This window comes from Streptococcus ruminantium, from assembly GCF_003609975.1.
Lineage (GTDB): Bacteria > Bacillota > Bacilli > Lactobacillales > Streptococcaceae > Streptococcus > Streptococcus ruminantium.
In genome coordinates this window covers 198,991-223,518 of sequence record NZ_AP018400.1, presented here as the reverse complement: position 1 = coordinate 223,518, position 24,528 = coordinate 198,991, and the positions used below count along the sequence as shown (strand labels likewise).

The 24,528-nt window shown below is 41.5% G+C and carries 20 protein-coding genes; 12 read left to right on the top strand and 8 right to left on the bottom strand.

Annotated elements, in window-relative coordinates:
• Positions 1-111: 111 nt before the first annotated feature.
• A complete protein-coding gene (locus SR187_RS01215) occupies positions 112-1,416 on the bottom strand; it encodes a LysM peptidoglycan-binding domain-containing protein (protein ID WP_120171262.1) in 1,305 nt (434 codons plus the stop codon).
• A 307-nt stretch (positions 1,417-1,723) separates the two neighbouring features.
• Here SR187_RS01215 and rnhC point away from each other — a divergent pair, with 307 nt between their 5' ends.
• The 6 genes from rnhC (at position 1,724) to SR187_RS01185 (ending at position 8,403) form a co-directional block, all read left to right on the top strand.
• Positions 1,724-2,611 carry a ribonuclease HIII gene (gene rnhC, locus SR187_RS01210; protein WP_120171261.1) on the top strand — a complete coding sequence of 296 codons (888 nt, stop codon included), beginning with the start codon at positions 1,724-1,726 and terminating at the stop codon, positions 2,609-2,611.
• Between the two features lie 14 nt (positions 2,612-2,625).
• Positions 2,626-3,252, top strand: a complete 627-nt coding sequence (lepB, locus tag SR187_RS01205) for a signal peptidase I (protein WP_029751262.1) — start codon at positions 2,626-2,628, stop codon at positions 3,250-3,252.
• A gap of 53 nt (positions 3,253-3,305) precedes the next feature.
• On the top strand, positions 3,306-5,801 hold the full coding sequence (recD2, locus tag SR187_RS01200; protein ID WP_120171260.1) for an SF1B family DNA helicase RecD2: 2,496 nt from the start codon (positions 3,306-3,308) through the stop codon (positions 5,799-5,801).
• A gap of 116 nt (positions 5,802-5,917) precedes the next feature.
• On the top strand, positions 5,918-6,670 hold the full coding sequence (locus SR187_RS01195) for a CPBP family intramembrane glutamic endopeptidase (RefSeq protein ID WP_120171259.1): 753 nt from the start codon (positions 5,918-5,920) through the stop codon (positions 6,668-6,670).
• 364 nt (positions 6,671-7,034) lie between these two features.
• Complete coding sequence (locus SR187_RS01190; RefSeq protein ID WP_024531587.1) at positions 7,035-7,730, top strand: cytochrome c biogenesis CcdA family protein; 696 nt, start codon at positions 7,035-7,037, stop codon at positions 7,728-7,730.
• Between the two features lie 40 nt (positions 7,731-7,770).
• Positions 7,771-8,403, top strand: coding sequence for a TlpA family protein disulfide reductase (locus SR187_RS01185; protein WP_120171258.1), 633 nt, complete (start codon positions 7,771-7,773; stop codon positions 8,401-8,403).
• Positions 8,404-8,544: 141 nt separating this feature from the next.
• Here SR187_RS01185 and SR187_RS01180 read toward each other — a convergent pair whose 3' ends face one another.
• The 4 genes from SR187_RS01180 to dinB form a co-directional block, all read right to left on the bottom strand.
• A complete protein-coding gene (locus SR187_RS01180) occupies positions 8,545-9,858 on the bottom strand; it encodes a HAMP domain-containing sensor histidine kinase (protein WP_145981828.1) in 1,314 nt (437 codons plus the stop codon).
• Positions 9,842-10,549: a response regulator transcription factor gene (locus tag SR187_RS01175; RefSeq protein WP_120171256.1), complete on the bottom strand. Its 708-nt coding sequence runs from the start codon at positions 10,547-10,549 to the stop codon at positions 9,842-9,844. Before SR187_RS01175 ends, SR187_RS01180 begins: the two co-directional genes overlap by 17 nt.
• 145 nt (positions 10,550-10,694) lie before the next feature.
• Positions 10,695-10,919, bottom strand: coding sequence for a hypothetical protein (locus SR187_RS01170; protein WP_024531583.1), 225 nt, complete (start codon positions 10,917-10,919; stop codon positions 10,695-10,697).
• A 324-nt stretch (positions 10,920-11,243) separates the two neighbouring features.
• On the bottom strand, positions 11,244-12,311 hold the full coding sequence (gene dinB, locus SR187_RS01165; RefSeq protein WP_120171255.1) for a DNA polymerase IV: 1,068 nt from the start codon (positions 12,309-12,311) through the stop codon (positions 11,244-11,246).
• A 316-nt stretch (positions 12,312-12,627) separates the two neighbouring features.
• Here dinB and pflB point away from each other — a divergent pair, with 316 nt between their 5' ends.
• The 6 genes from pflB (at position 12,628) to SR187_RS01135 (ending at position 19,399) form a co-directional block, all read left to right on the top strand.
• Entirely contained in the window at positions 12,628-14,973 is a 2,346-nt protein-coding gene (gene pflB, locus SR187_RS01160; RefSeq protein WP_024531581.1) for a formate C-acetyltransferase, read from the top strand.
• A 342-nt stretch (positions 14,974-15,315) separates the two neighbouring features.
• Positions 15,316-15,420 carry a putative holin-like toxin gene (locus SR187_RS01155; RefSeq protein ID WP_156010763.1) on the top strand — a complete coding sequence of 35 codons (105 nt, stop codon included), beginning with the start codon at positions 15,316-15,318 and terminating at the stop codon, positions 15,418-15,420.
• 346 nt (positions 15,421-15,766) lie between these two features.
• Positions 15,767-15,871 carry a putative holin-like toxin gene (locus SR187_RS01150; RefSeq protein ID WP_120171254.1) on the top strand — a complete coding sequence of 35 codons (105 nt, stop codon included), beginning with the start codon at positions 15,767-15,769 and terminating at the stop codon, positions 15,869-15,871.
• A 346-nt stretch (positions 15,872-16,217) separates the two neighbouring features.
• Positions 16,218-16,322 (top strand): putative holin-like toxin, encoded by a 105-nt coding sequence (locus tag SR187_RS01145; RefSeq protein ID WP_120171254.1) that lies wholly within the window; start codon positions 16,218-16,220, stop codon positions 16,320-16,322.
• Between the two features lie 346 nt (positions 16,323-16,668).
• A complete protein-coding gene (locus SR187_RS01140) occupies positions 16,669-16,773 on the top strand; it encodes a putative holin-like toxin (RefSeq protein WP_120171254.1) in 105 nt (34 codons plus the stop codon).
• 613 nt (positions 16,774-17,386) lie between these two features.
• Complete coding sequence (locus tag SR187_RS01135; RefSeq protein WP_120171253.1) at positions 17,387-19,399, top strand: LPXTG cell wall anchor domain-containing protein; 2,013 nt, start codon at positions 17,387-17,389, stop codon at positions 19,397-19,399.
• 685 nt (positions 19,400-20,084) lie between these two features.
• Here the strand turns inward: SR187_RS01135 and SR187_RS01125 are convergent.
• The 3 genes from SR187_RS01125 to SR187_RS01115 form a co-directional block, all read right to left on the bottom strand.
• Positions 20,085-21,461, bottom strand: a complete 1,377-nt coding sequence (locus SR187_RS01125; RefSeq protein ID WP_120171251.1) for a sensor histidine kinase — start codon at positions 21,459-21,461, stop codon at positions 20,085-20,087.
• Positions 21,442-22,113: a response regulator transcription factor gene (locus SR187_RS01120; RefSeq protein ID WP_120171250.1), complete on the bottom strand. Its 672-nt coding sequence runs from the start codon at positions 22,111-22,113 to the stop codon at positions 21,442-21,444. Before SR187_RS01120 ends, SR187_RS01125 begins: the two co-directional genes overlap by 20 nt.
• Before the next feature lie 395 nt (positions 22,114-22,508).
• The gene (locus SR187_RS01115; protein WP_120171249.1) at positions 22,509-24,404 is read right to left on the bottom strand and encodes a YSIRK-type signal peptide-containing protein; all 1,896 of its coding nucleotides are present in this window, start codon (positions 24,402-24,404) and stop codon (positions 22,509-22,511) included.
• Positions 24,405-24,528: the final 124 nt, after the last annotated feature.

Sequence of the window (24,528 nt, the reverse complement as noted above, 5' to 3'; positions counted from 1 at the left end):
AATAATATAACAGGCTAATTTGGTTATAAGAGAACACGAATTTTGCCTGCACGAATCACATATCACACAAAAAGACCATTTCAGATGAAACTGAAATGGCTTTTTTCGGCTTTATTTAAAGGATACATGTACATGGTCATAGTGATTTTCAGTCACACTGCCTCGGTCTGGCATCAGATTCCAAGTATAGGCCGGTCCATAGATATTATCATAGGGTGCATAGAAACGTTGTTTCCAAATGACATAATTGATATTCTTGGCATGAAGACGATCAATCGCATAAGCAGCGACTTGATCGCCTAGGATGGAACGTTCTGGCACCATAAAGTCAATAGCTAATCCCTTACCATGATCACCAGGATCATTTGGACGATAACCTGAGAAAGAAGTAATATTGAAAGCATTTGCTACTTCTGAACGAAAGGCAGCAACTTGTGGTTGTAAACCAATATCATACGGACTGGTGTTCGTTGCTACAGCAGGAGCAACAGCCAACACTGGGGATTCTTGACTCGATGTTTCAACGAGCGCTTCATCGGCCTTCTCAGACGGTAGCTCTGCTTCAGTCGAAGGTACTGCTACGTGATTCTTTGGTTGCTCCACCTGTGAATCTTCTGGGGTCGGATCGGTAGGTGCCACAGGAGCTGAAACCGGTGAATCGGCTGATGACTCTACCGACGACTCTTCTGAGGTTGGACTGGTAAGTGCCGCAGGAGCTGAAACCGGTGAATCAGCTGATGACTCTACCGACGACTCTTCTGAGGTCGGATCGGTAATTACCGCAGGAGCTGAAACCGGTGAATCGGCTGATGACTCTACCGACGACTCTTCTGAGGTTGGACTGGTAAGTGCCGCAGGAGCTGAAACCGGTGAATCGGCTTCAGGGACTAAAGGCTCCGTCGATGTTGAAGTAGCATCAACTGATGGTACTTGGTCCAGTTGAATAACGGTGTCATCAACAGTCATTTGATTAGTCGTCAAATCAACCCTTGCTTGAACGGGTTCGCTTGCGCCACCCTGAACAGGTGCCTCAACCTCTACCTGCCTTACCTGATTATTTTGGTCAACAATCGTTGTTAAGACTGTGTTGGGGAAAATCAGATTGACATCCGCAATTTGATTGATTTTTGCCAGTAGATTCATATCAACATTCATCGCAGTGGCAATTGCAGACAAGGTATCCCCATACTTTACAGTATAGGTTACTTTCCCATCTTCTCGAATAATTTCTGGACTGATGTCAGCTACCGTACGCGGAGTCCATTCAATAGCCAATACATTTGGTGATACCATGGCAGTAGTAAGCAAGGAGAGAGCCAGTGAAGATGTATAAAGTATCTTCTTATTTGTCTTTATGATCGGTGTTTTTCTCTTCCGTCTCATGTGAGTTGGTTTGTTTGTTCGCTTGCGCTTCATGATGCCTATTCCTTTTTCTTTTGAGATGGTTCTATCTTAGCTGAAACAAAACTGAAAAACAAGGACCTAATTCATCTTTTAAACAAACTGACTCCACCATGTAATCTTAGATGATTTCTGTCATGCAACTAATACAATTGTCACAGGTCTGTCATAATCTTTCCCCACTGCACACAACGACCAATATCCCTACCGTCAACTACTTATAATACGTACTATTCTACAGACTTTCTCATTTTCTTCTACTGTTATAGTAAGGACAGTCTTTTCTGCACACTCCCACTAACATTTGTGATACAATAAGAACATGAATACTGTCGTACTAAAGGTATCTGCCCAACAAAGAGAAGCTATGATAAACCATTATGCTTGTTATCGGCAGACCAGCAAAAATCCTTATATCCAAGCATTTTTCAAACTTGCTACCACCAGCTTGTCAATCTATACCTCTGGTAAAGTCGTCTTCCAAGGGGAAATGGCAGAGCAGGAAGCAAGACTCTGGGGCTACGAGCCAGAACAGTCCGAACAAGTACCCATGGGTCAAAATATGCCTATGATCGGAACAGACGAAGTTGGTAATGGTTCTTATTTTGGAGGACTAGCGGTGGTTGCTAGTTTTGTCTGTCCAGAAGACCATGCTTTTTTGAAGTCACTTGGCGTAGATGATTCCAAGAAAATGACAGATCAAAAAATCTGCCAGATCGCCCCGCTCTTAAAAGAAAAAATTCCCCACCAGGCTCTGCTATTGTCTCCGAAAAAATACAACGAGGTCATTGAGCAAGGCTACAATGCCGTATCCGTCAAGGTGGCTCTGCACAATCAGGCCATCTACCTACTCCTGCAAAAGGGAGTCAAACCCGAGAAGATTGTCATTGATGCCTTTACAACCAACAAGAACTATAACAAATATCTAAAGAATGAAGCCAATCATGTTACCAAGCCAGTCACTTTAGAAGAAAAGGCCGAAGGCAAGTATCTGGCAGTAGCTGTTTCATCCATCATCGCCAGAGCCATGTTTTTGGAAAACCTTGCTCAACTAAGCCAAAAACTTGGTATCAACCTACCGTCCGGTGCTGGTAGTAAATCTGATCAAGTAGCTGCCCGTATCTTGGACAAATATGGCATGACAGGTTTAAACGAAACCGCAAAACTCCACTTTGCCAACACAAAAAAAGCACAAAAACTACTGAAATGAGGAAAACCAAATTTATGAGAAAAAAACAGACCAATCGCTCACCATTGATGAATTTTTTAGCAGACTGGGGCTTTTTTATATGTTTCATGTTGGTATTTTTTGCTAGCCGCTACTTTATCTGGAGTCCTGTGTCGGTTGACGGTCATTCCATGGATCCAACCCTTCAGCACCAAGAAAAACTGATTATGCTAAAAACAACTTCTATCGACCGTTTTGATATTGTCGTAGCTGGCGAAACCGATCAAAATGGCAGTGAAAAACTGATTGTCAAACGAGTGATCGGCATGCCAGGAGACACCATCCGCTACGAAAACGATGTCCTCTATGTCAATGATAAACAAGTGGATGAGCCTTATTTAGCCGAATATCTGACTGCCTTTAAAAAAGACAAGCTACAAACCATCTACTCCTACAACAAACAATTCCAAGCTATCGCTCAGTCTGCCAATGCCTTTACCAGAGATGCTAAAGGCTATGCGAGCTTTACAGTCACTGTCCCAGAAGGTCATTACTTCCTAATGGGAGATGATCGCCTCGTATCCCTCGATAGCCGAAGTGTTGGATCATTTACACGGGAAAATATTAAAGGTGAAGTCGTCTTTCGTATGTGGCCACTCAACCGAATCGGAACAATCAAATAGCACTGCACAGATACTCAATAAAGGTGAAACACCTTTCACAAGGAAAATAAACTATGGATGAAATCTATTTCACCGGAACTATTGACCGGATTATATTTGAAAATCCTAGCAATTTTTACAAAATTCTCCTCCTCGAAATTGAAGAAACCAATACCGAATATGACGATTATGAAATTATTGTTACAGGAACCATTGCAGATATTATCGAAGGAGAAGATTACCGCTTCTATGGCAATCTAATCACCCATCCAAAATACGGTCAACAACTTCAAATCACACGCTACGAACGCAGCAAACCAACTGCATCCGGTCTAGTCAAATATTTCTCTAGCGAGCATTTTAAAGGAATTGGTCGCAAGACAGCAGAGAAAATCGTCCAACTCTACGGTGAGGATACCATCGACAAGATACTAGCCGAACCAGAAAAACTGACCCAGATTACAGGGCTTTCCAGTAAGAATAAGCAGGCCTTTATTGAAAAGCTCCGTCTCAATTACGGCACCGAAATGATCTTAGCCAAACTGGCAGAATACGGCATCCCGAATAAACTAGCCTTCCAAATCCAAGACCAGTATAAGGAAAAAACACTAAAAATCATTGAAGAAAATCCTTATCAGCTCGTCGAGGATGTGCAAGGTTTAGGCTTTACCATTGCCGACAAAATCGCGGAGAATCTGGGCATTGCCAGCGACTCCCCTCAACGCTTTCGAGCGGGTATGCTCTTTAGCCTCATCCATCGCTCCATGGAAACAGGTGATACCTATGTTGAGGCTAGAGATTTATTGGAAGCAACCCTGGAATTACTAGAAAAATCCCGCCATATCGAACTGGACCCTGCCGCCGTTGCCAAAGAATTGACAGGTCTGATTGTAGATGAAAAAGTCCAGCAAGAAGGAACGAAAATTTTTGACAACAGCCTCTACTTTGCCGAACATGGCATCCATAAAAATCTTACCCGCCTGATGGGAAAAAATGGTTTCAAACCCTTTCCACGAAAGGAGGTTGAAGCGGCCATAGCAGAACTAGAAACCATGTCTGACCTGACCTACGATACTATTCAGAAAGAGGCCATTGTTCAAGCCATTACCAATCCCATCTTTATCCTAACTGGTGGACCCGGAACCGGAAAAACTACTGTTATCAATGGAATTATCGCTGTCTATGCTATCTTACACAAGATTGACCTCACCCGCAGTCGCGAAGAATGCCCTGTCCTCCTAGCCGCTCCGACCGGACGAGCCGCCAGACGGATGAACGAATTGACAGGTCTACCAGCTGCGACCATCCATCGCCACCTAGGTTTGGTCGAAGGACAGGAAGACTCTTACCGAGATGACTATCTGGAAGCTGATTTTGTCATCATTGATGAATTTTCTATGGTAGATACCTGGCTAGCCAACCAGCTCTTCCAGAATATCTCCTCCCAGACTCAGGTTCTCATTGTCGGAGATGCCGAACAGCTCCCATCAGTCAGTCCCGGCCAAGTCCTTGCCGATCTATTAAAGATTGACAAACTCCCAAGTATTACCCTAGAACGTATTTATCGCCAGTCAGATGACTCAACCATTGTCACACTAGCCAGCCAGATCCGTCAAGGAAATTTGCCTGATGACTTCCGAGAAAAAAAGGCCGACCGATCCTACTTTGAAGCCCAAAACGAGCAAATCCCAGCTATGATTGAACGAATTGTCGGAGCTGCCATCAAGTCCGGCATTCCAGCCAATGAGGTGCAAATCCTTGCACCCATGTACCGTGGAGCAGCAGGTATCGACCAGCTCAATACCATGACACAGACTCTACTAAATCCCTTAGAAGAAGGAGAATTGGAATTTACTCACAATGAACTGGTCTTTCGCTGTGGAGATCGGATTATCCATTTAGTCAACGATGCCGAAGCCAATGTCTTCAATGGAGACTTAGGATATATTACAGACCTCCTTCCAGCCAAGTATACCGATTCTAAGCAGGACGAAATCACTATTGACTTTGACGGAAGTGAAGTCACCTATCCTCGAAACGAGTGGTACAAAATCACACTGGCCTACGCCATGTCTATTCACAAATCACAAGGAAGTGAGTTTCAGGTGGTTATCCTCCCCATCACTCGCTCCAGCCACCGTATGCTCCAACGCAACCTCATCTACACAGCCATTACCCGTTCTAGGAGCAAGCTCATTTTACTAGGTGAGATTGCCGCCTTTGACTATGCCGTCAAAAACACCGGAACTAGTCGCAAGACTTACCTAGTCCCACGTTTCCAAGGGGAAATGGCTGAGCAGGAAAACGAAACAACACCCTCAGACGGTCAACTCAGCAAAACTGCTCAAGCAAACTCGACTCCAACACCTGCTCAACCAGTCACTCAAGAAGAATCAAGTCGTCCACAACAAACCCATCATCAACTCTCCCTTCTTGAGGAAGAACAACCAGAAACAACCACTTCCCAGCCCAAAGAATTCATCCTGACCGCAGAGAATATCCTGACCATTGACCCTATGATCGGAATCAGTCAGACAGATCTCGCCACTTTTTTCAAAATAGATAGCTGAATAAGTAGCTTCCATCTTTCACACAATACTCACGCAGTTATCAACACACTGTAACAAAGACACTTTTTAATTTATTTCCTTTTTATCACTGTTAAATACAAAGCAACGGAGACAACATGAAAGCAAAATCAGTTTACACTATCACAGGACTTTATGTAGGAATCATGCTACTAAGCTACATCTACACCTACTACATGCGAGGGATTCGCTATGGATCCGATGGTTTTTTAGCCTCAGAATTCCCCTTTCTACTCGTTTTAGCAGGAATAACAATCGCTTACGTTATCAAAAATCGAGCAACATTGCAGTTGAAAACCTTCCTTCCCATTGATAAACGCTATTTCTTAGCCCTTTTTATCCCCTTACTGCTAGTGATCATAGCCTACTGGTTCGAGCACTTCCAGCTCAATGAGACCTTTTTTATAACACTTTTTGCAACCCTCCTAGTTGGAATCGGTGAAGAACTGCTATTTAGACGCATCTTACTCGTCTATTTTTTAGAAAAAATGCCCCTTCAAAAGGCAGTTGTCCTATCTGGCTTGTGCTTCGGTGGATTTCATGCAATCAATATTTTTGCAGGTAGTGGATTCGGACAAGTAGTGTACCAAGTCATCCTAACCAGCATCATGGGAATGCTGTACGGTTATCTTTATATTTTTACAAGAAAGATTTCCTGGTGCATCGTCAGCCATGGATTATGGGATTATATCGCAATTAGTGTTTCTAAACAATTCCACCCCCTCTTCTCTGGACTACTCTTTCTTCAGAATATATTGGAAATCGTGCTGGTCTTGCTCATGGCTCGCCGTGTAAAACAACTATTGCAAGAACAACACACAACCAATCAAACAGAGTTGACAAAGGAATAAAAGTAGAAATAAAGAACCGACATCATTAATACCACTTATCACAGGCAGACCTTGTGCCATGTATTCTAACAGAACGTAACACAGCAAATATACAGAGATATTGATAAGCTTCTTGAAGCGAATCACAAACCCAAGTCTTGCATAAGCAAGGCTTTTTTTCTATCATAAAGATCTGAAAAAATATAGATTGTCCTCACAAAATAGCGACTGAACACTTCTTTTTACCATTCTTTACCGTTTGAATAAACAGCTAAACATAGCCTGTTTTTAGGCATAGCAAAAATAGCTATTTACAATTTAGACTTTTTTAAGCTTTTAACTGTATCATAACCCTAACAGTTAATCAATAACAAAGAAAGGGGACATTATTGTGTTCAAGCTATTTGCTTTATTCCTAGAAGGGCTACTGTCATTTTTCTCCCCCTGTATCCTTCCTATTTTACCAGTGTACATAGGTGTTCTAGGAGGGAATAATGGTGAACATTCTCAAAACAACCGTATGCGTACTGTGATTAACACTTCCATGTTTGTCTTGGGAATTGCAATGACCTTCTTTCTACTGGCCTTTACCAGTAGTTTCCTCAGTCGTCTACTGAACCAACACATCCGAGTTGTTCAGATTATCAGCGGTATTTTGATTATCGCCATGGGATTGTTTCAATTGGGCTGGATTCGCCTACCAATGTTGTCAAAAGAACTTTCAGCTAAAACAAAAGTTTACCAAGCTGGAAAAACGGTGACACCTATCATCGCCTTTCTGATGGGCTTTACTTTCAGTTTCTCTTGGACTCCATGTATCGGCCCTATCCTAGCCAGCGTATTTTTCTACGCAAGTAGCCAATCAGGCATCTGGAGCATTGCCCTACTGTCCGTTTATTGCATCGGCTTTATCCTGCCATTCATCCTGGTTGCCATCTTTTCTCAAAAACTCTTGGATTACTTCAAAAAACAGACTCGTTTCTTACAGTACACCAAGACCATCTCAGCAGTTATACTCATCATTATCGGTATTTCTATCCTAACAGGAAGCTTCGGCACCCTGTTTAAAATCAGAAGATAACCATCAAACACTATTTACAATATAAGGAGAACCCAATATTATGTTAAAAAAATACCTCACCCTAGGAACTTGCTTATGCTTATTAACCGCATGCTCTGTCAACAATGCTAACAGTAAAAACAAAGATACTAACATGAGCCAACAGAAGACGGAAAAAACAGAAAAATCTCACGAGCAACATGCGCAAAGTGATAGCAACGACAATGGTTTACAATCTGTTGTTGAAGGACAGAAAGCACCCGAATTAAAACTAAAAGATAAAGATGGAAAAGACGTTAGCCTAGCAGACTATGCAGGCAAGAAAATCTACCTAAACTTTTGGGCTAGCTGGTGTGAACCTTGTAAGGATGAAATGCCTCACCTAGAAAAAGTGTATCAAAAATACAAAAATGATCCAAACTACGCCTTTTTGAGTGTAGTAGCACCAAATGATGCCAAGTATGGCAACACCTCATCAACAGATAGCAGCGAACAAAAAATCCTTGAAACAGCAAAAGCAGCAGGTATCACTTATCCAGTTCTTTATGACCAAAATAATGGCGCTCTGAATAGCTACTCTCTGCGTGCCTTCCCTAGCCACGTATTCATCAATAGCGATGGAACTGTTAACAAAGTATTTGCCGGCGAATTAAATCAAGAAACCCTAGAAGCAGGCCTGAAAGCTCTAAAATAACCCGTTACATCCTGCGAATATAAAAAAGAGTGCGTTCTCGTAATTTGAGAACGCACTTTGCTATGTTTTCATACAGTACTTAAAAATACTTCTATACTACAATCATCGGAAGCACCTGCCTCCTTTTTATTTTTGTCCCACCTAGGAAAGATGTTGAAGTTCTCCTTGCGACTTACTAAAATGAATGCAAACACAGAACCACCCCTGCTCTTCATGAACAGCATAATCTCCCCCCAGTTGGACCACCATCCGTTCGATACTCTGCAAACCAATTCCATTACTTGCAGATAGAGAACGCTCCCCAATTTTATTTGAAACAGATAGCTCCAGCCATTTCTCGTCTTCCTTTAAGCCAATTCGGACAGGAAAAGCAGGATCTCCATATTTGATAATATTTGATTGAAGATTATCCATAATCCGAAGGATACTATCTGATGGCAACTCAATGTCCATCAGTTCTTCTTCAGCCACTACCTCAACACTCAACCCTTGAAGAGTCAATCCTTCACACATCACTTCCACCGCATGAGAAAGAGGAAGAAGATGTGTAAGAGTCATTTCCTCAGCAACCAAGGAATAAGAAAAAAGATTTTCTGAAACCTGACGCATCTGTTGCGCTTTCTGCTCAATAATCCCCAGATAATGTTGGAGCAAATCAGGCTCCATGTTTGGTTTATTCTTGATGATTTCAAGATAGAGTAAGATTGAGGTGACCGGTGTACGAAGATCGTGAGACATCTCTGTAATCACCTTCTGATTTTTCTTCACAATATCAGCCTCTGTCTGCACAAGATTTCGGAAAGACAGTCGCATACTCTCAACCCCCTGAGCCAAATCAGCCAGTTCGTCCCGCCCCTTCACATGGATCTGATAGTCAAGATTTCCACCTTCTAAAATCTCCAAATCATGACTCAGACGACGAATATCCTCTACCTTTCGACGAATTCCCAACAAAACAACGACTATTAGGAAGATAAAGGATAATATAATCACAAAAATCCTAGTATAGAGACGCAGTTGGTAACTATATATCCCTGTCACCATCACATCAGCCGCCCCATCCGCAAATTGGACTTGGGCGTAACCAATCCAAGATTCCTCAGACATTTCTATCCTGTTGGCTGACTCCTCCTTGTTAGGATCATTGGAGGTGAATACCTGAATATTGTCCTTGTAAATCTCCAAGGTTAAGATTTCCTGCTCCTTTACCCAGGCATCCAACTTCTTGCTATCACTTGTCGCTATTTTTTCCTTATCTACAAATTCTACTAGTTTGGAAATGTAGTGGGCATTTTGTTCCTCAACATATCTCCCATCATAGATATAATAATCTATCACGCTCATTCCAATCCGATCTAGCACAACATAACAGATTGCTGCCAATACCGAACTCAGCAATAATAAGCGCCCGAGTTGCACATAAATCGACGTATGCCCCTTATTCTCCCGTTTCAAACTTGTACCCTTTCCCCCAAACAGTCTTAATCCACTTTGGATTCTTAGGATCTTGCTCCATTTTAACCCTTAGCTTACGAATATGCACCATGACCGTACTATTGCAGTTGTAAAAATACAGATCATCCCATACACTCTCGTAAATATTCTGCGTTGAGAAGATCTTGCGAGGATGAGACATTAGCAATAGAAGAATCTGGTACTCAATTTCTGACAGCTCTATCTCTTTTCCATCCACAAAAACCTCATTGAAACGCTTATGAACCCTGACACCGCTCAATTCAATATAGGGAAGTTCTTCGCTTTCCACTCCCCCCTGACCCTGATAGACCTTAAACCGTCGTATCAAAGCCTTGACCTGTCCCAAAAGTTCCGAATAAGAAAATGGTTTTGTCAAATAGCTATCACCACCAACCATCAACCCAATTAACTTATCAGACTCCTGAGCCTTAGCGGATAGAAAAAGAATTGGAACCGTTGACTGCTTTCTAATTTGTTCGCAAGTCCGCAAACCAGACATGCCTGGCATCATCACATCCAAAATCACCAAATCAATCGTTGGTGTCAGATAGTCTAACCCTTCTTCACCACTGGCAGCCTCTTTTACTGAGAACCCCTCACTTTCTAATAATATCCTAACACCTTCACGAATACTAGCATCATCTTCTATGAGTAAAATGGTATCTTGCATCTTTTACCCCCACTTGTCTCTATGGTCTTTTCAATAGTTAGAATAGCATACCTCCCCCTCAACGTAAAGAAAAAACTGAACCCAGAACTCAACTGGACTCAGCAAATTTACATTTTATAGCAATATACGAGAGGGAGTGGACTAATTAGTTGCTACCAGATTTTTTAGTGGATGAGCTGGTAGTACTTTTCTCAGTACTTGATGATTTTGTATCCTTCTTCATATCTTTTTTAGTACTGGACTGCTCTGTTTTTTGAGAACTAGAATCCGTTTTTTTATTGTTCTTAGCACCACACGCAACCATTGTAGTAGCAAGCGCTGCAATCATTCCTAAAGCCATCATTTTTTTGCCGAAAGTTGTTGATTTCATTTGAAATCCTCCTTTGATTCATTAGTTTTTCGATGATAGTGATAAAGATAAAAATGTTGAGACTCTTGACTGACTAGAAATATAGGATAAGTCCATCATCCCCCTATCAATTATATCTGTCAATCTAGAAAGACCCACTACCAAAAATAGATTAGATTTTTGATACTTCTATTCTACCCCTCAAATCTTACCAGATTCTGAACAAATTCTTAACAATTCTAAAATCGACAAAAAACCGAGAACTTTCTACTTCCGGCTCAATAAACTAGCAGACTCCCAATGAGAAATAAAAAAATGACAAATCAACTCAATCCCCCATACCTTTCAAGCTTGAAAATTTGTCACCGTCACTCCCAACAAACGAATCCCTCTTTCTGCCTGCCCAACCTCTTCAAATAGCTGACGAATCTGATGTTCAATCACTTCCATCTGATCTGTCGCATCTTCCAAACTATGGCGTTTAGTCAAGGTTGAAAAATCTCCATAACGAATTTTAAGAACGATGGTTTTTCCCTTTTTACCATTTCTCACAAGACTAGCAACCACACGTTGACAAAGGCTGGCTAGCTCCTTTTGTGCATCTTCTTCTCGGTAAAGTAGCTTACGGTAAGTCTTTTCCTTACCGATAGACTTGCGAACACGATTGACCCTGACAGGAGCATTAGAAATCCCTCTAGCCCTCCGATAGAGGTCATATCCAAAACGACCAAAACGGTCAATCAACTCCATCTCAGGTAGTTTCAATAGATCAGCTCCTGTATAAACTTCCATAGCATGTAAGCGTTCAACCGTTTTCTTGCCGACTCCATGAAACTTTTCAACAGGCAAAGCAGCCAAAACACTAACCGCCTCTTCTGGCAAAATCAAGGTTAAGCCATGTGGCTTTTTCATATCAGAAGCGATCTTAGCCAAAAATTTATTATAAGATACCCCTGCCGAAGCAGTCAAATGTAGCTCGTTCCAAATATCGTACTGGATGAGCTTAGCAATCTTCACTGCCGAGCGAATGCCGAGCTTATTATCGGTCACATCTAGATAAGCCTCATCAATCGACATAGGCTCCACCAAGTCCGTATAGCGATAGAAAATATCTCGTACCTGCCCTCCAACCTCCTGATATTTTTCATAATTACCTGAGATAAAAATAGCCTGAGGACAGCGCTCATAAGCCTCTTTGGAGGACATGGCCGAATGAATCCCAAAAGCACGCGCCTCATAATTGCAAGTTGACACCACTCCTCGACCACCAGATAACCTAGGATCTGCACCGATGACGACCGGCTTTCCTTTCAAATCAGGATGGTCTCTCACTTCAATCGCAGCAAAAAAAGCATCCATGTCCACATGAATAATCTTGCGAGATAAATCATTGATCAATGGAAAAATTAACATGACTACCTTTTCTCCCCCAGTGCTTCAACTGGTTCCATTATACTATATTCTATAGGAAGTTTCAGCATTTGAGATTCCTTTATCAACCAAGATTACATACTAGCAATCCCTAAAATATTCCTTGCTCCATCTGTTTTTGCAGGCTGTACAAGAAATTTTCTGTGAAAATATCAACAAACATTTTCATGCCTTTTCATATTTGCTTGAAAGTTTTTTCATTTATTTTCAAGCATTTTTATCTTGTAGAAAGTGTTTTCAAATGGTATAATAATAGCATGTTGGTATTGATACCAAAATGTATAAAAGGAGAACCCTCATGTCAACAAACGTTAAAACAAAAAATGTTACTGAAGACATTTTCGCCCAAGCCTGGGAAGGCTTTAAAGGTACAGACTGGCAAGACAAAGCAAGCGTAACACGCTTTGTACAAGCTAACTACACTCCATACGATGGAGACGAAAGCTTCCTCACAGGCCCAACTGAGCGTTCACTTCATATCAAAAAAATCATCGAAGAAACAAAAGCAGGCTACGAAGACACTCGCTTCCCAATGGACGTAGATCGTGCAACTTCTATCGCTGACATCCCTGCTGGTTTCATTGACAAAGAAAACGAGCTCATCTTTGGTATCCAAAACGACGAACTCTTCAAACTAAACTTCATGCCACGTGGTGGTATCCGTATGGCTGAAACAACGCTTGTTGAAAACGGTTATACTCCAGACCCGCTACTCCATGAAATTTACACAAAACATGCAACAACTGTAAACGACGGTATCTTCCGCGCCTACACTGCTGATATTCGCCGAGCTCGCCACTCACACCACGTTTCTGGTCTTCCAGACGCTTACTCACGTGGTCGTATCATTGGTATGTACGCTCGCTTGGCTCTCTATGGTGCAGACTACTTGATGGAAGAAAAAGTAGCCGATTGGAATGGCATCACTGAGATTGACGAAGAGTCTATCCGCCTCCGTGAAGAAATCAACCTCCAATATCAGGCGCTCCAACAAGTTGTTCGCTTGGGTGACCTCTACGGCGTTGATGTTCGCAAGCCTGCGATGAACACCAAAGAAGCGATCCAATGGACAAACATCGCCTTTATGGCAGTATGTCGTGTGATCAACGGTGCAGCAACTTCACTCGGTCGTGTGCCAATCGTTCTTGACATCTACGCAGAACGTGACTTGGCTCGTGGTACATTTACAGAGTCAGAAATTCAAGAATTCGTTGACGACTTCGTATTAAAACTTCGTACAGTGAAATTCGCTCGTACAAAAGCCTTCGACGAAATCTACTCTGGTGATCCAACCTTCCTGACAACATCTATGGCTGGTATGGGTAACGATGGTCGTCACCGTGTGACTAAGATGGACTATCGCTTCCTCAACACCCTTGACAACATCGGCAACTCTCCAGAGCCAAACTTGACAGTTCTCTGGTCAGACCAACTTCCGTACGCATTCCGCCGCTACTGTATGGCCATGAGCCACAAACACTCTTCTATCCAATATGAAGGTGTAACGACAATGGCAAAAGACGGCTACGGTGAAATGTCATGTATCTCTTGCTGTGTATCACCACTTGATCCAGAAAGTGAAGACCAACGCCACAACATCCAGTACTTCGGTGCGCGTGTAAACGTCCTTAAAGCCCTTCTTTCAAGCTGGAACAACGGTTATGACGATGTTCACAAAGACTACAAAGTATTTGACGGTGTTGAGCCAAACACTTCTGAAATCTTCGACTACGATCAAGTTATTGCCAACTTTGAAAAAGCTCTTGACTGGCTGACAGATACCTATGTCGATGCCATGAACATCATCCACTACATGACAGATAAGTACAACTACGAAGCTGTACAAATGGCCTTCTTACCAACGCACCTCCGTGCAAACATGGGCTTCGGTATCTGTGGTTTTGCCAATACTGTTGACTCATTGTCAGCAATCAAATACGCACAAGTAAAACCAATCCGTGACGAGGATGGCTTTATCTACGACTACGAAGTAACAGGTGACTTCCCACGTTACGGTGAAGATGATGACCGTGTAGATGACATCGCAAAATGGCTTATGGAAGCATTCTTCTCACGCTTGAACAAGCATAAACTCTACAAGAATGCTGAAGCAACTGTGTCTATCTTGACCATTACTTCAAACGTTGCCTACTCCAAACAAACTGCGAACTCACCAGTTCACCGCGGCGTATTCCTCAACGAAGATGGCTCTGTCAATACTTCTAAGGTAGAATTCTTCCCACCAGGTGCAAACCCAACTTCTAAATCACGTGGCGGTTGGTTGCAAAACTTGAATACCCTTTCTAAGCTCAACTTCAAGCACGCTAATGACGGTATCTCCTTGACAACTCAGGTTTCTCCAAAAGCACTTGGTAAGACCTTTGATGAGCAAGTCAACAACCTAGTAACCATTCTTGACGGTTACTTTGAACAAGGTGGTCAGCACGTTAACTTGAACGTTATGGACTTGAATGATGTGTATGACAAGATTATGGCTGGCGAGGATGTAATCGTACGTATCTCTGGATACTGCGTAAATACTAAATACCTCACTAAAGAACAAAAAACTGAATTGACACAACGTGTCTTCCACGAAGTTCTTTCAATGGATGACCACGCTGCCGAAGTGTCAGGTCAAGCTTAATATCACAAAAGAACTCGCAGTTTAAAACTGTGAGTTCTTTTTTATCCTCAGATTCCATCAATCACAGACAGACAGCACCATCATATAGGTAATGCCACCTACTTTCTCAACATCTATAAGTTGAAAAACCACTAGTATATGAGCTTATTTACTGAAAACCATCTGATTTTTCATACAACTTATGGTATAATTGAAGTGCAGAAAAGTTTCCCATCTATAGGGATGTGAGGAGATAGCTGTTACAGCAATACAGCCTCATAAAGACGGTGGCTCTAACTTCTGAAAGGTAGGTGATGCCCATGGGCGATTCATCAAAATCTGACGGAAAGGAGGAGCTTTAAGTTGACAGGCTTTGAAGTAACGCAGCTTATCCTAGGTTTTGCCAGTTTTACTGTCGCCCTAGTCAGTCTGTGCTACAAAATTTTCAAAGACGACAACAAAAAATAACCGTCTAAACTTTGGCCAGTTAACGGTTATTTTTTGAATAACTATTAGAAAGCCACCGTCTTAATCGGTTCTGCTAGAGCAGTTGTTTGCGCAACTGCTTTTTCTATCTCCATTATACTCCAAGGGGGAAAAATAGTCAAATGATAAAAAATTTAAATGTAAAAACAATATTTTTCATGAAAACATACTATAATAAGTATCGCAGAAAAGTTTCCCATCTATAGGGATGTGAGGAGATAGCTGTTACAGCAATATAACCTCATAAAGACGGTGGCTCTAACTTCTGAAAGGTAGGTGATGCCCATGGGCGATTCATCAAAATCTGACGGAAAGGAGGAGCTTTAAGTTGACAGGCTTTGAAGTAACGCAGCTTATCCTAGGTTTTGCCAGTTTTACTGTCGCCCTAGTCAGTCTGTGCTACAAAATTTTCAAAGACAACAACAAAAAATAACCGTCTAAACTTTGGCGAGTTAACGGTTATTTTTTGAATAACTATTAGAAAGCCACCGTCTTAATCGGTTCTGCTAGAGCAGTTGTTTGCGCAACTGCTTTTTCTATCTCCATTATACTCCAAGGGGGAAAAATAGTCAAATGATAAAAAATTTAAATGTAAAAACAATATTTTTCATGAAAACATACTATAATAAGTATCGCAGAAAAGTTTCCCATCTATAGGGATGTGAGGAGATAGCTGTTACAGCAATATAACCTCATAAAGACGGTGGCTCTAACTTCTGAAAGGTAGGTGATGCCCATGGGCGATTCATCAAAATCTGACGGAAAGGAGGAGCTTTAAGTTGACAGGCTTTGAAGTAACGCAGCTTATCCTAGGTTTTGCCAGTTTTACTGTCGCCCTAGTCAGTCTGTGCTACAAAATTTTCAAAGACAACAACAAAAAATAACCGTCTAAACTTTGGCGAGTTAACGGTTATTTTTTGAATAACTATTAGAAAGCCACCGTCTTAATCGGTTCTGCTAGAGCAGTTGTTTGCGCAACTGCTTTTTCTATCTCCATTATACTCCAAGGGGGAAAAATAGTCAAATGATAAAAAATTTAAATGTAAAAACAATATTTTTCATGAAAACATACTATAATAAGTATCGCAGAAAAGTTTCCCATCTATAGGGATGTGAGGAGATAGCTGTTACAGCAATATAACCTCATAAAGACGGTGGCTCTAACTTCTGAAAGGTAGGTGATGCCCATGGGCGATTCATCAAAATCTGACGGAAAGGAGGAGCTTTAAGTTGACAGGCTTTGAAGTAACGCAGCTTATCCTAGGTTTTGCCAGTTTTACTGTCGCCCTAGTCAGTCTGTGCTACAAAATTTTCAAAGACAACAACAAAAAATAACCGTCTAAACTTTGGCGAGTTAACGGTTATTTTTTGAATAACTATTAGAAAGCCACCGTCTTAATCGGTTCTGCTAGAGCAGTTGTTTGCGCAACTGCTTTTTCTATCTCCATTATACTCCAAGGGGGAAAAATAGTCAAATATGACATTAACCACTGAGTTGTTGAAAGGTGGGAGATGAGCTTGTGAGGCAAGCTTCTCTTATCAGTTGTACTTTTCTACTGTACATAGATGGACTGTCTGTATCAAACGCTCTTTACAAAAGGATGTAGCCCCCAGCCATAAGGATGATAAATACGCTGAAATTGTGACAGACAGAGCGCAGGGGCTAATAGTTTACTCTATTTCTAACTCTTTGTCAAATGGCTTTTCTGGCTGGGACTACGCTTGAAATAGGGGTGACATACTAGGTAATAAATGCGTAATGATACCGATAACAATGCTTGTTTAAAGGTTTTGTGCGGGGTGTAAAGACATATACAACAATAAAATCTACAGATTATCTACAGATAGTCTACACAAAAAAAACAGATATAACAGGATCAAACTCCTATAAAAGTTCGGTTTTTGTGATACAATATGGATATATTACGAAAGAATAAAGGTACAACGTATGAACTCTAGAAGTATTATAAAGCTGTCATGTAGAGCAGCTCTGCTCACCTCCCTAATGGCAGGTTCTTTTTATGTCTCAACACCCGTGTTGGCGAATAATCATCAAAATACGCACAATGAACGAAATAAAGTTATTTCTAAGGATGAGGCAGCAAGTAATCTAGCTAAGGTAATAGTTGACAAAGAAGTTGATAAAAATGATGAAGTAAAGAAAAAAATTACAGATGCTATTTCCAAGTTGAAGCCGGAAACATTACGTGAGCTTTATAAGGATGGAGGAATTGATTTTCTCGGTGTTCTAGTAAGTGGTGATCGTGAAGCTTTGCAGAAACTTCGCCAGATGGTCCTTGAAGATATTGGTAAGAGATTTGCTGATGGTAAACTAGGTGAAATACCTGAGAACTACGAGCGAATTAAACAAGAGCTTGAAGAGCTTAAAAAACAAGCAGAAAATTTTGATAAACTACGTGATGATTTTAAACATAAGTTCGAAGAAGCTCAAAAAGAAAAAACAGAGCTTGAGAACAAAATCAAGCAGCTCGAACAAGGGAAAAAAGATTTGGAATCTCTTCGTGAAGAATTGAGGGAAGATTTAGAACTATTTAAACAAAAGGATCAGGATGGACTAAGAAAACGCATAGTAGATTTACAAGAACAATTACAGAAACAGAAAGAAGAGACTCAACAAAAGATTGGTGAACTAGAACAACAACTATCCGAAGCCAAACAAAAAATTGAGGAGGCTCAGGGTGAATCTATAAAAATTCATCAAGAAAAGAGTGAATTAGAAGCTAAAAAAGAAGACTTGCAAAAACAATTAGACGAATTAAAGAAAAAACTTGATTCAACCACTCAGGAAAATGATAAACTCAAGGAAGAAAGACAACGACTTATTGATGAAAATACTGAGCTCCTGAAAAAATTATCAGATTCAGAACACCAACTTGACAAACTCAAGGAAGAAAAAGAAAAACTAGAAAAAGAGCAGAAAAATCTTGAAAAACTCTTGAAAGAAAGCGGCAAATCCGACCTTATCAAGAAAAACCTTGAATTGACAGAGGAAGTTGATCGCTTGAAGAAAGAGAAAGCAAATCTGGAGCAAGAGTTGGCCAAGGCTAAGCAAGAGCTAGAAAAATTGCGCCAAGGCAAACAAGAAGATCAGTCTGAGAAAGAGAAGCAGCTAGAAGCTGAGGTACAACGTCTCACGAAGGAACTGATTGACAAGGAAAATAAACTCACTGAAAGAGCTCAACAACTCGCAGAGAGCCAAGAAAAAGTCAATAAACTCGAAGCGGATAAGGAAGCTCTCAGCAAGCAAATTGAAGACCTTAAGAAACAGTTGGCAGACTTGGAAGACAAGATTAAGACACTCGAAGCGGATAAGGAAGCTCTCAGCAAACAAGTTGAAGACCTTAAGAAACAACTGGCAGAGTCTGAAGGTAAAGTTAAGACACTTGAAGCAGATAAGGAAAAACTCAACAAACAAGTTGAAGACCTTAAGAAACAGTTGGCAGAGAGAAAACCTCAGACTCCAGATACTGACCCAAGTCGTCCTCAAGTGCCAGAGGTGAAACCTCAACGCCCTCAAGTGCCAGACACTGACCCAAGTCGTCCTCATGTACCAGATGTAGATCCACACTCTCCTAAGGTGCCGGATGTGGACCCACAACACCGTCCTCATGTACCGGACACTGATCCACAACGCTCACCAAAATCAAAAGAAGAAATGTCTCCACGTGAAGATAAGCCAATGGTAAAACCTGAAGGTACACCAAAACCAGGTGGTAAGAAAACTGAAATCCTTCCAGTACCAAGCCATAAGAGACATCCAGAGGCAACTGAAAAAGTGCAGGGAGAGACCAAACGTCCAGCACCAAGACAAATGGCTTCTAAAGCCCAAGCTAAGACCTTGCCAAATACAGGTGATGCACCATCTATGCTTGCATGGCTGGGAAGTGGCTTGCTAGGACTCCTAGGCGTAAGCCGCATGAACAGAAGAAACAAAAAATAAAGTTTCTGCATAGGGTGATGTACTATCACTTCTTGTATCATGAATAATCGCAAAGAGGTCGGGACAATAGTCCGATTTCATATATAAAAAGCGAACAAAACCAGTTTTCTGACAATCAGAATCTTGGTTTGTTCGCTTTTTCTGTTCAATTCTAGGTCTAAAGGACTTAATAATTGAGATTTTCAAAATTGAAAATCTTTTTGTCCCAAGCTTTTTGGCGTTGGATGATGGACATCTTTCATAATTTTGAGGCGTTAAAAATGGTTGGGCAACTTGGGTCAACAGCTTGACAGACCAGTATTTTCTTCCCTTTTTATTCAAGCAGACCATAACATCAATGCTTTAAGATGGCTGCTGATGGGTTGATATTCTTCTGACATGGCTTCTGCAAATGGTTGGATAGACCACAAATTACACCGTTCATCTAAAAAATCCCTCAACTACCGCAGTAGTTGGGGGATTTGATATTCTTGTATAGGTATTTACTTTTGCAAATAGCTGGTACTTGAATGCTAGTCGAGTTGAGGACGGGTATAGTAGGTGGCTTGGCAACATCTCACTACTACCATTCCCGTGCCTTGCACCTCTTTCTCCGACTGACACTACGAGTGAGTTACATTAAATGTAAATTCTTGTCTTACGTAAGGTAAGGCTATTGTCTGCTCTTTCTTAGAGGATTAGGTGACTATTCTTGAGCACCTTGCTCTGAGAATCGGATACAGAAAATCATGCAATGATTTTCCTGATACATCTCGTATTCGAACTGATGTCTTGTCAGGATGCGGTCAACAATATAAAGTCCTAAGCCTGTACCGCCATCTTGGCGATTGCGGCTAAAATCTGGTCGATAGAACAGTTGAAAAATTTGCTTCATTTGTTCTTCTGTAAGGACTTGAGCAATTTCATTGCGGATGGTCAACTGGTTGCCTGTAAGGGTTAGGTCAATTTTTCCTCCCTCAGGTGTATAGCGAAAGGCATTGTCTAGGAGATTTTTTAAGGCTTTTTCCAAGTAAATCTTATCTGCTGTGACGGATAATTCTTCTAGCGAAACAGCAAATTGATGTTGCTTGATAAGGGCTAATGTCTCGTAGGCGGGCAAAAATCCTTCCAACATTTCTTTTAGGGAGAAAGTAGCGCCATCTGATTGGAGGAGCATGGTTACCTTGGAAACTTCTAAAATAGACTGAACTAGTTTGGACTGTTCTTGCAAGATATCGTGGCATTTTCTTAAATATTTATCCCTGTCCTTAAAATCACCCACTCCATACATCATTCCTTCAACAATCCCCATCATACTGGCGATAGGGGTTTTGAGTTCGTGAGAGGTCATGCGAAAGAACTCCGACTTTTGCTTTTCTCGCTCAATCACTTGTTGTTTTTCAATCTCTAGATGCTCAATACTGGTGAGTAGATTGTTATACAGACTGTTAATATCTTTTGCCAAGTTGGAAACCTCGTCCCGGCCACGACTGTCACAGGCTAGACCAGGTTCTAAGGATTGCATGCGCCGAGTTTGTGTGGAAAGGATTTGAATTCGCTTGGTGGATAAACGACTGTAGATAAAGGCCGCAAGACCTGCAAGGACGAGGAAAATCAGGGTGACAAATGGATAGAGCGTCAAGAGGAACTGAGTGATATTGGTTAGAGAGGGAAAGATATATTGACCGCTCAGGATAAATAGCTCACCATCCTTCGCTGTAACTGTTTCTGTCCAAACACCGATTTCGTTCATATCTGCTTCTACTTTATCTTCAACCTCTGCCTTGTAAAGACTTAGGGCTTCTCTGCTAGGATAAACAGGATTTCCATTTCTACTAGATAGGGAGAAAAAAAGAGCGTCGTACTTTTTATCTAGCCTTTCTAGAGTGGCAATCATCTCCTCTTTCGATTGATTGTTCAACTCTTGGACAACTTGGTCGTATTGGATTTCAAGTACTTGCTTTTGGGTTTGATTGTAATAAATTGGTAAGGTGTAATAAGAGATTCCTAGTAGGAATAGAGCGGTCAAGACTAAGGTGATACTTAAGCCTATAAACTGTTTTCTAGCTATGTTCATGTTCATTTTCTTCTTCCTCGATCTTGTAACCTCTTCCAACTAGGGTTACTAGAGGAATTTGAGGCACTTTCTTGCGGATGTTTTTGATATGATTGTCTAGAATACGTCCTTCCAATTCGGTATAGCCCCAAATAGCATTCATAAGCTGGTCACGAGTTACTAATTTCCCCTTGTGTTTTGCTAGCATTTCCAAAACTTCGTACTCTGTTTTAGTGAGTGGAAGCGTTTCATTATCAACGTAGACTTCCGATGCTTCCAAATCAATGACAACGCCACTGATTTCGATAATGTTAGCGGTTTCACTTTGACGAAAAACATTTTCGATTCTCTTCATCAAAATAAGAGGGGAAAAGGGTTTAACGACATAATCACTAATGAGGTGGTTGAAGCTAACAAGCTGAGTATACTCATCATCCATAGCTGTTAGCATTATGACAGGCACTTGAGAAGTTTTACGGATCTTTTTCAGTATATCCAAGCCGCTAACATTTGGAACCATAATATCCAAGATGATTAGATCAAATTTTTCAGTCTCAAAATACTCCAAAGCTTTTTGTCCGTCAAGACAGGAAACAATTTCGTACTGATGCTCTTTTAGAAACTCAGCGAGAACTTGGTTGATAACGGCATCATCTTCAACTATTAAAATACGTGTCATAAATTTCTCCTTCTACTAAAAAGTTTACTCTATGTCAACAATTATACCCTAAAATGATAAACCTTACTAGTCGTCTGTTTAAAAAATCACTAAATGTTCGTAAAAAAAATATATAACTGGTAAAGTTTATGGTCTATACGTCTGTTATTGCCTTTCTTACGGTTTTTTGAGAGGCAGTAGGTATGGGGGTATTACTTCGTATCTTTTCCGCTCTTATGAAGAGTCTACAGCGTTTTTCTCATAGAGAAGGGCTGATTATTGGAATTGATAGGCGATATTCTTTAAGAAGGACAAGAAAGAGAGGACGAGTTGTCCTCTCTTGGTACTTGTCTTTATGGGATTATTATAATTGATGGGAGAGAGATCGTTGTGTATCTCATTTGATAAGTGGCGCTTTATTTTTTATTTTTTCTGATATAAGCTACTCCCATCAATCCAATCAAACCAGCGCCCAGCCATGGGAATACAGATGGTGCTTCGCCTGTATCTGGTAGGTGCTTGGTAGTAGACTTGGCTGGTTTGCTTGTTTGCATTGTCGTTGATTGTGAAACTTTGGATGAATCCACGTGCGGTCTTGCAGCCTGACTTGCTCCTACTTGTGGTACTGCCGCTTTGATTTTTTCTGATGTGCTTGGTGCTGATTCTGGTCGTAGTGGCAATACTTCGATAGGTTTTAGCTCACCTTGTGGCTTCGGCATTCCTTTTGGTTTCTCGTCCTTAGGCAATTCAATGTGCGGAATTCTGAGCTGTGGTCTGTTGAGCTTAGGAGTATTTTTCGGTGCGTCAACCTCAGGTTTTATAGGAACTATCGGTACTGCTATCAGCTCGCCTTGGGTCTTTGGCTTATCAGGCTTCGGTTGCTCAGGTACCACAGGGGCTGTGTCTGGATTCATCGGTAGAACGGGTGCTGGCATAATCCTGCGCTCTGGCTGTTCAGGTTTCAACTGATCAGCTTTCGGTGGGGTTACATTTGGCACCAATGGTAAGACCGGTGCTGGTTTCAGCTCATCTTTTGGTCTGTCAGGTTTCGGTTGTTCGGGAATTGCTGGCGATGTCTCTGGCACCAATGGTAAGACTTTGATTGATTCCAACTGGCGTTTTTGCTCACCTGTTGCTGGAGGGGTCGACTGCATTGGCAAGGCTGGTTTTGGTTTTATCTCATTGCTTGGTGGCGCCTCGACCTTAGGTTTTTCTAAAGGGGTTGGTAGCTGAGGGGTTGGTTGTTTTGGTGCGGGAGTAATGATGGCTCCGCCATTTGTCAAGCCACCGTTCCCCCCGGCTGACCCTGGGAAATGTGGATTTGGAATATTCCCCTTTGGCACCTCTCCCTTGAAACGGTACCAACTTGCCGTCAATCCTCCAAACTGATTTATTCCTGCTAACAAAGGTAGGTCATAAGGGTTGATGGTGCTAGCATCTGGAACTTTGAGTTTAAAAGTGAAGGTGCCGGTACCACTTATAGCGTAAAAAACACCACTAGCTAAGTTAACAAGAGTTTGGAATTGCTCTGGAGAAAAGCCTTGTTTATCCACACCAGCCCAAGAAACATGCCAATCCCATTCTTCTTTAAACCATTTAGAATCTTCTTTCTGATCTGCTTTCCAATATTTCTTAGACTCTCCTCCGTCACGCTTAAAATCTGAGAATTTAACATTTTCAAATGCCCCTGAAGGACTAGTGATTTCTTCTTGAACCTCTACTCCCTTAGGAAAAGCAAAGACAATCCTTGGACCATTCCAAGTCTCATTCTTTTTATTAACCGTCACCGCCCAGTTAACTATAGTTTCCTTCTTTGCCTCATCTCTTATATAGCTGGTCGTGTAATCAATGCTACCATCTACATTTTTCTCATCTTCGCGATAAGCCATATTGACCGTCTTGGATTGCTTAGTAGTGGGGGTAGAGTTTTCACTGATTGTTAGGCTGTCAGCCACTACTGAGGTATTCACAGCTTCTGAGGTATTCTTAGCCTCGCTGAGAGGGAATTGCTGGCTGCTTGAGGTGGGTGCCGCAGTAGAACTGATTGTTGAAGAGGGTGTGGATGATGGGGTTGAAGATTGGGATGAAGTATCTTGAGAGATACTGTGAACAATCGTTGTGTCACTTCCTGCAACTCCGAGACCAGAAGTTACTTGTGTCGCTCCGTCCGTCCCACTGGAAGGGGAAGTCTCTTGAGCCTGTACATTCTGCGCGGATGTTATCGCTAACAAAATCGTCCCAAGCATAACTGAGCCGACTCCTACCTGCAGCTTCCTGATACTGTAACATTGTTTTCTTGCACGTTTCATCATATAACTACCTCCTCATATCGTATTTAGTGCAGTTCGCTACTGCCAAAGCCCAAGCAACTCGCTTAGCACTGGAGTCACCTTTGACTCCTCGGCATTATCATTATCTTATATAAACAACTCCTTT

Excerpts from the sequence above, each read along its gene's own strand:
- SR187_RS01215 (WP_120171262.1), bottom strand. The coding sequence starts at position 1,416 with ATGAAGCGCAAGCGAACAAACAAACCAACTCACATGAGACGGAAGAGA.
- rnhC (WP_120171261.1), top strand. The coding sequence starts at position 1,724 with ATGAATACTGTCGTACTAAAGGTATCTGCCCAACAAAGAGAAGCTATG.
- lepB (WP_029751262.1), top strand. The coding sequence starts at position 2,626 with ATGAGAAAAAAACAGACCAATCGCTCACCATTGATGAATTTTTTAGCA.
- recD2 (WP_120171260.1), top strand. The coding sequence starts at position 3,306 with ATGGATGAAATCTATTTCACCGGAACTATTGACCGGATTATATTTGAA.
- SR187_RS01195 (WP_120171259.1), top strand. The coding sequence starts at position 5,918 with ATGAAAGCAAAATCAGTTTACACTATCACAGGACTTTATGTAGGAATC.
- SR187_RS01185 (WP_120171258.1), top strand. The coding sequence starts at position 7,771 with ATGTTAAAAAAATACCTCACCCTAGGAACTTGCTTATGCTTATTAACC.
- SR187_RS01175 (WP_120171256.1), bottom strand. The coding sequence starts at position 10,549 with ATGCAAGATACCATTTTACTCATAGAAGATGATGCTAGTATTCGTGAA.
- SR187_RS01170 (WP_024531583.1), bottom strand. The coding sequence starts at position 10,919 with ATGAAATCAACAACTTTCGGCAAAAAAATGATGGCTTTAGGAATGATT.
- dinB (WP_120171255.1), bottom strand. The coding sequence starts at position 12,311 with ATGTTAATTTTTCCATTGATCAATGATTTATCTCGCAAGATTATTCAT.
- pflB (WP_024531581.1), top strand. The coding sequence starts at position 12,628 with ATGTCAACAAACGTTAAAACAAAAAATGTTACTGAAGACATTTTCGCC.
- SR187_RS01135 (WP_120171253.1), top strand. The coding sequence starts at position 17,387 with ATGAACTCTAGAAGTATTATAAAGCTGTCATGTAGAGCAGCTCTGCTC.
- SR187_RS01125 (WP_120171251.1), bottom strand. The coding sequence starts at position 21,461 with ATGAACATGAACATAGCTAGAAAACAGTTTATAGGCTTAAGTATCACC.
- SR187_RS01120 (WP_120171250.1), bottom strand. The coding sequence starts at position 22,113 with ATGACACGTATTTTAATAGTTGAAGATGATGCCGTTATCAACCAAGTT.
- SR187_RS01115 (WP_120171249.1), bottom strand. The coding sequence starts at position 24,404 with ATGATGAAACGTGCAAGAAAACAATGTTACAGTATCAGGAAGCTGCAG.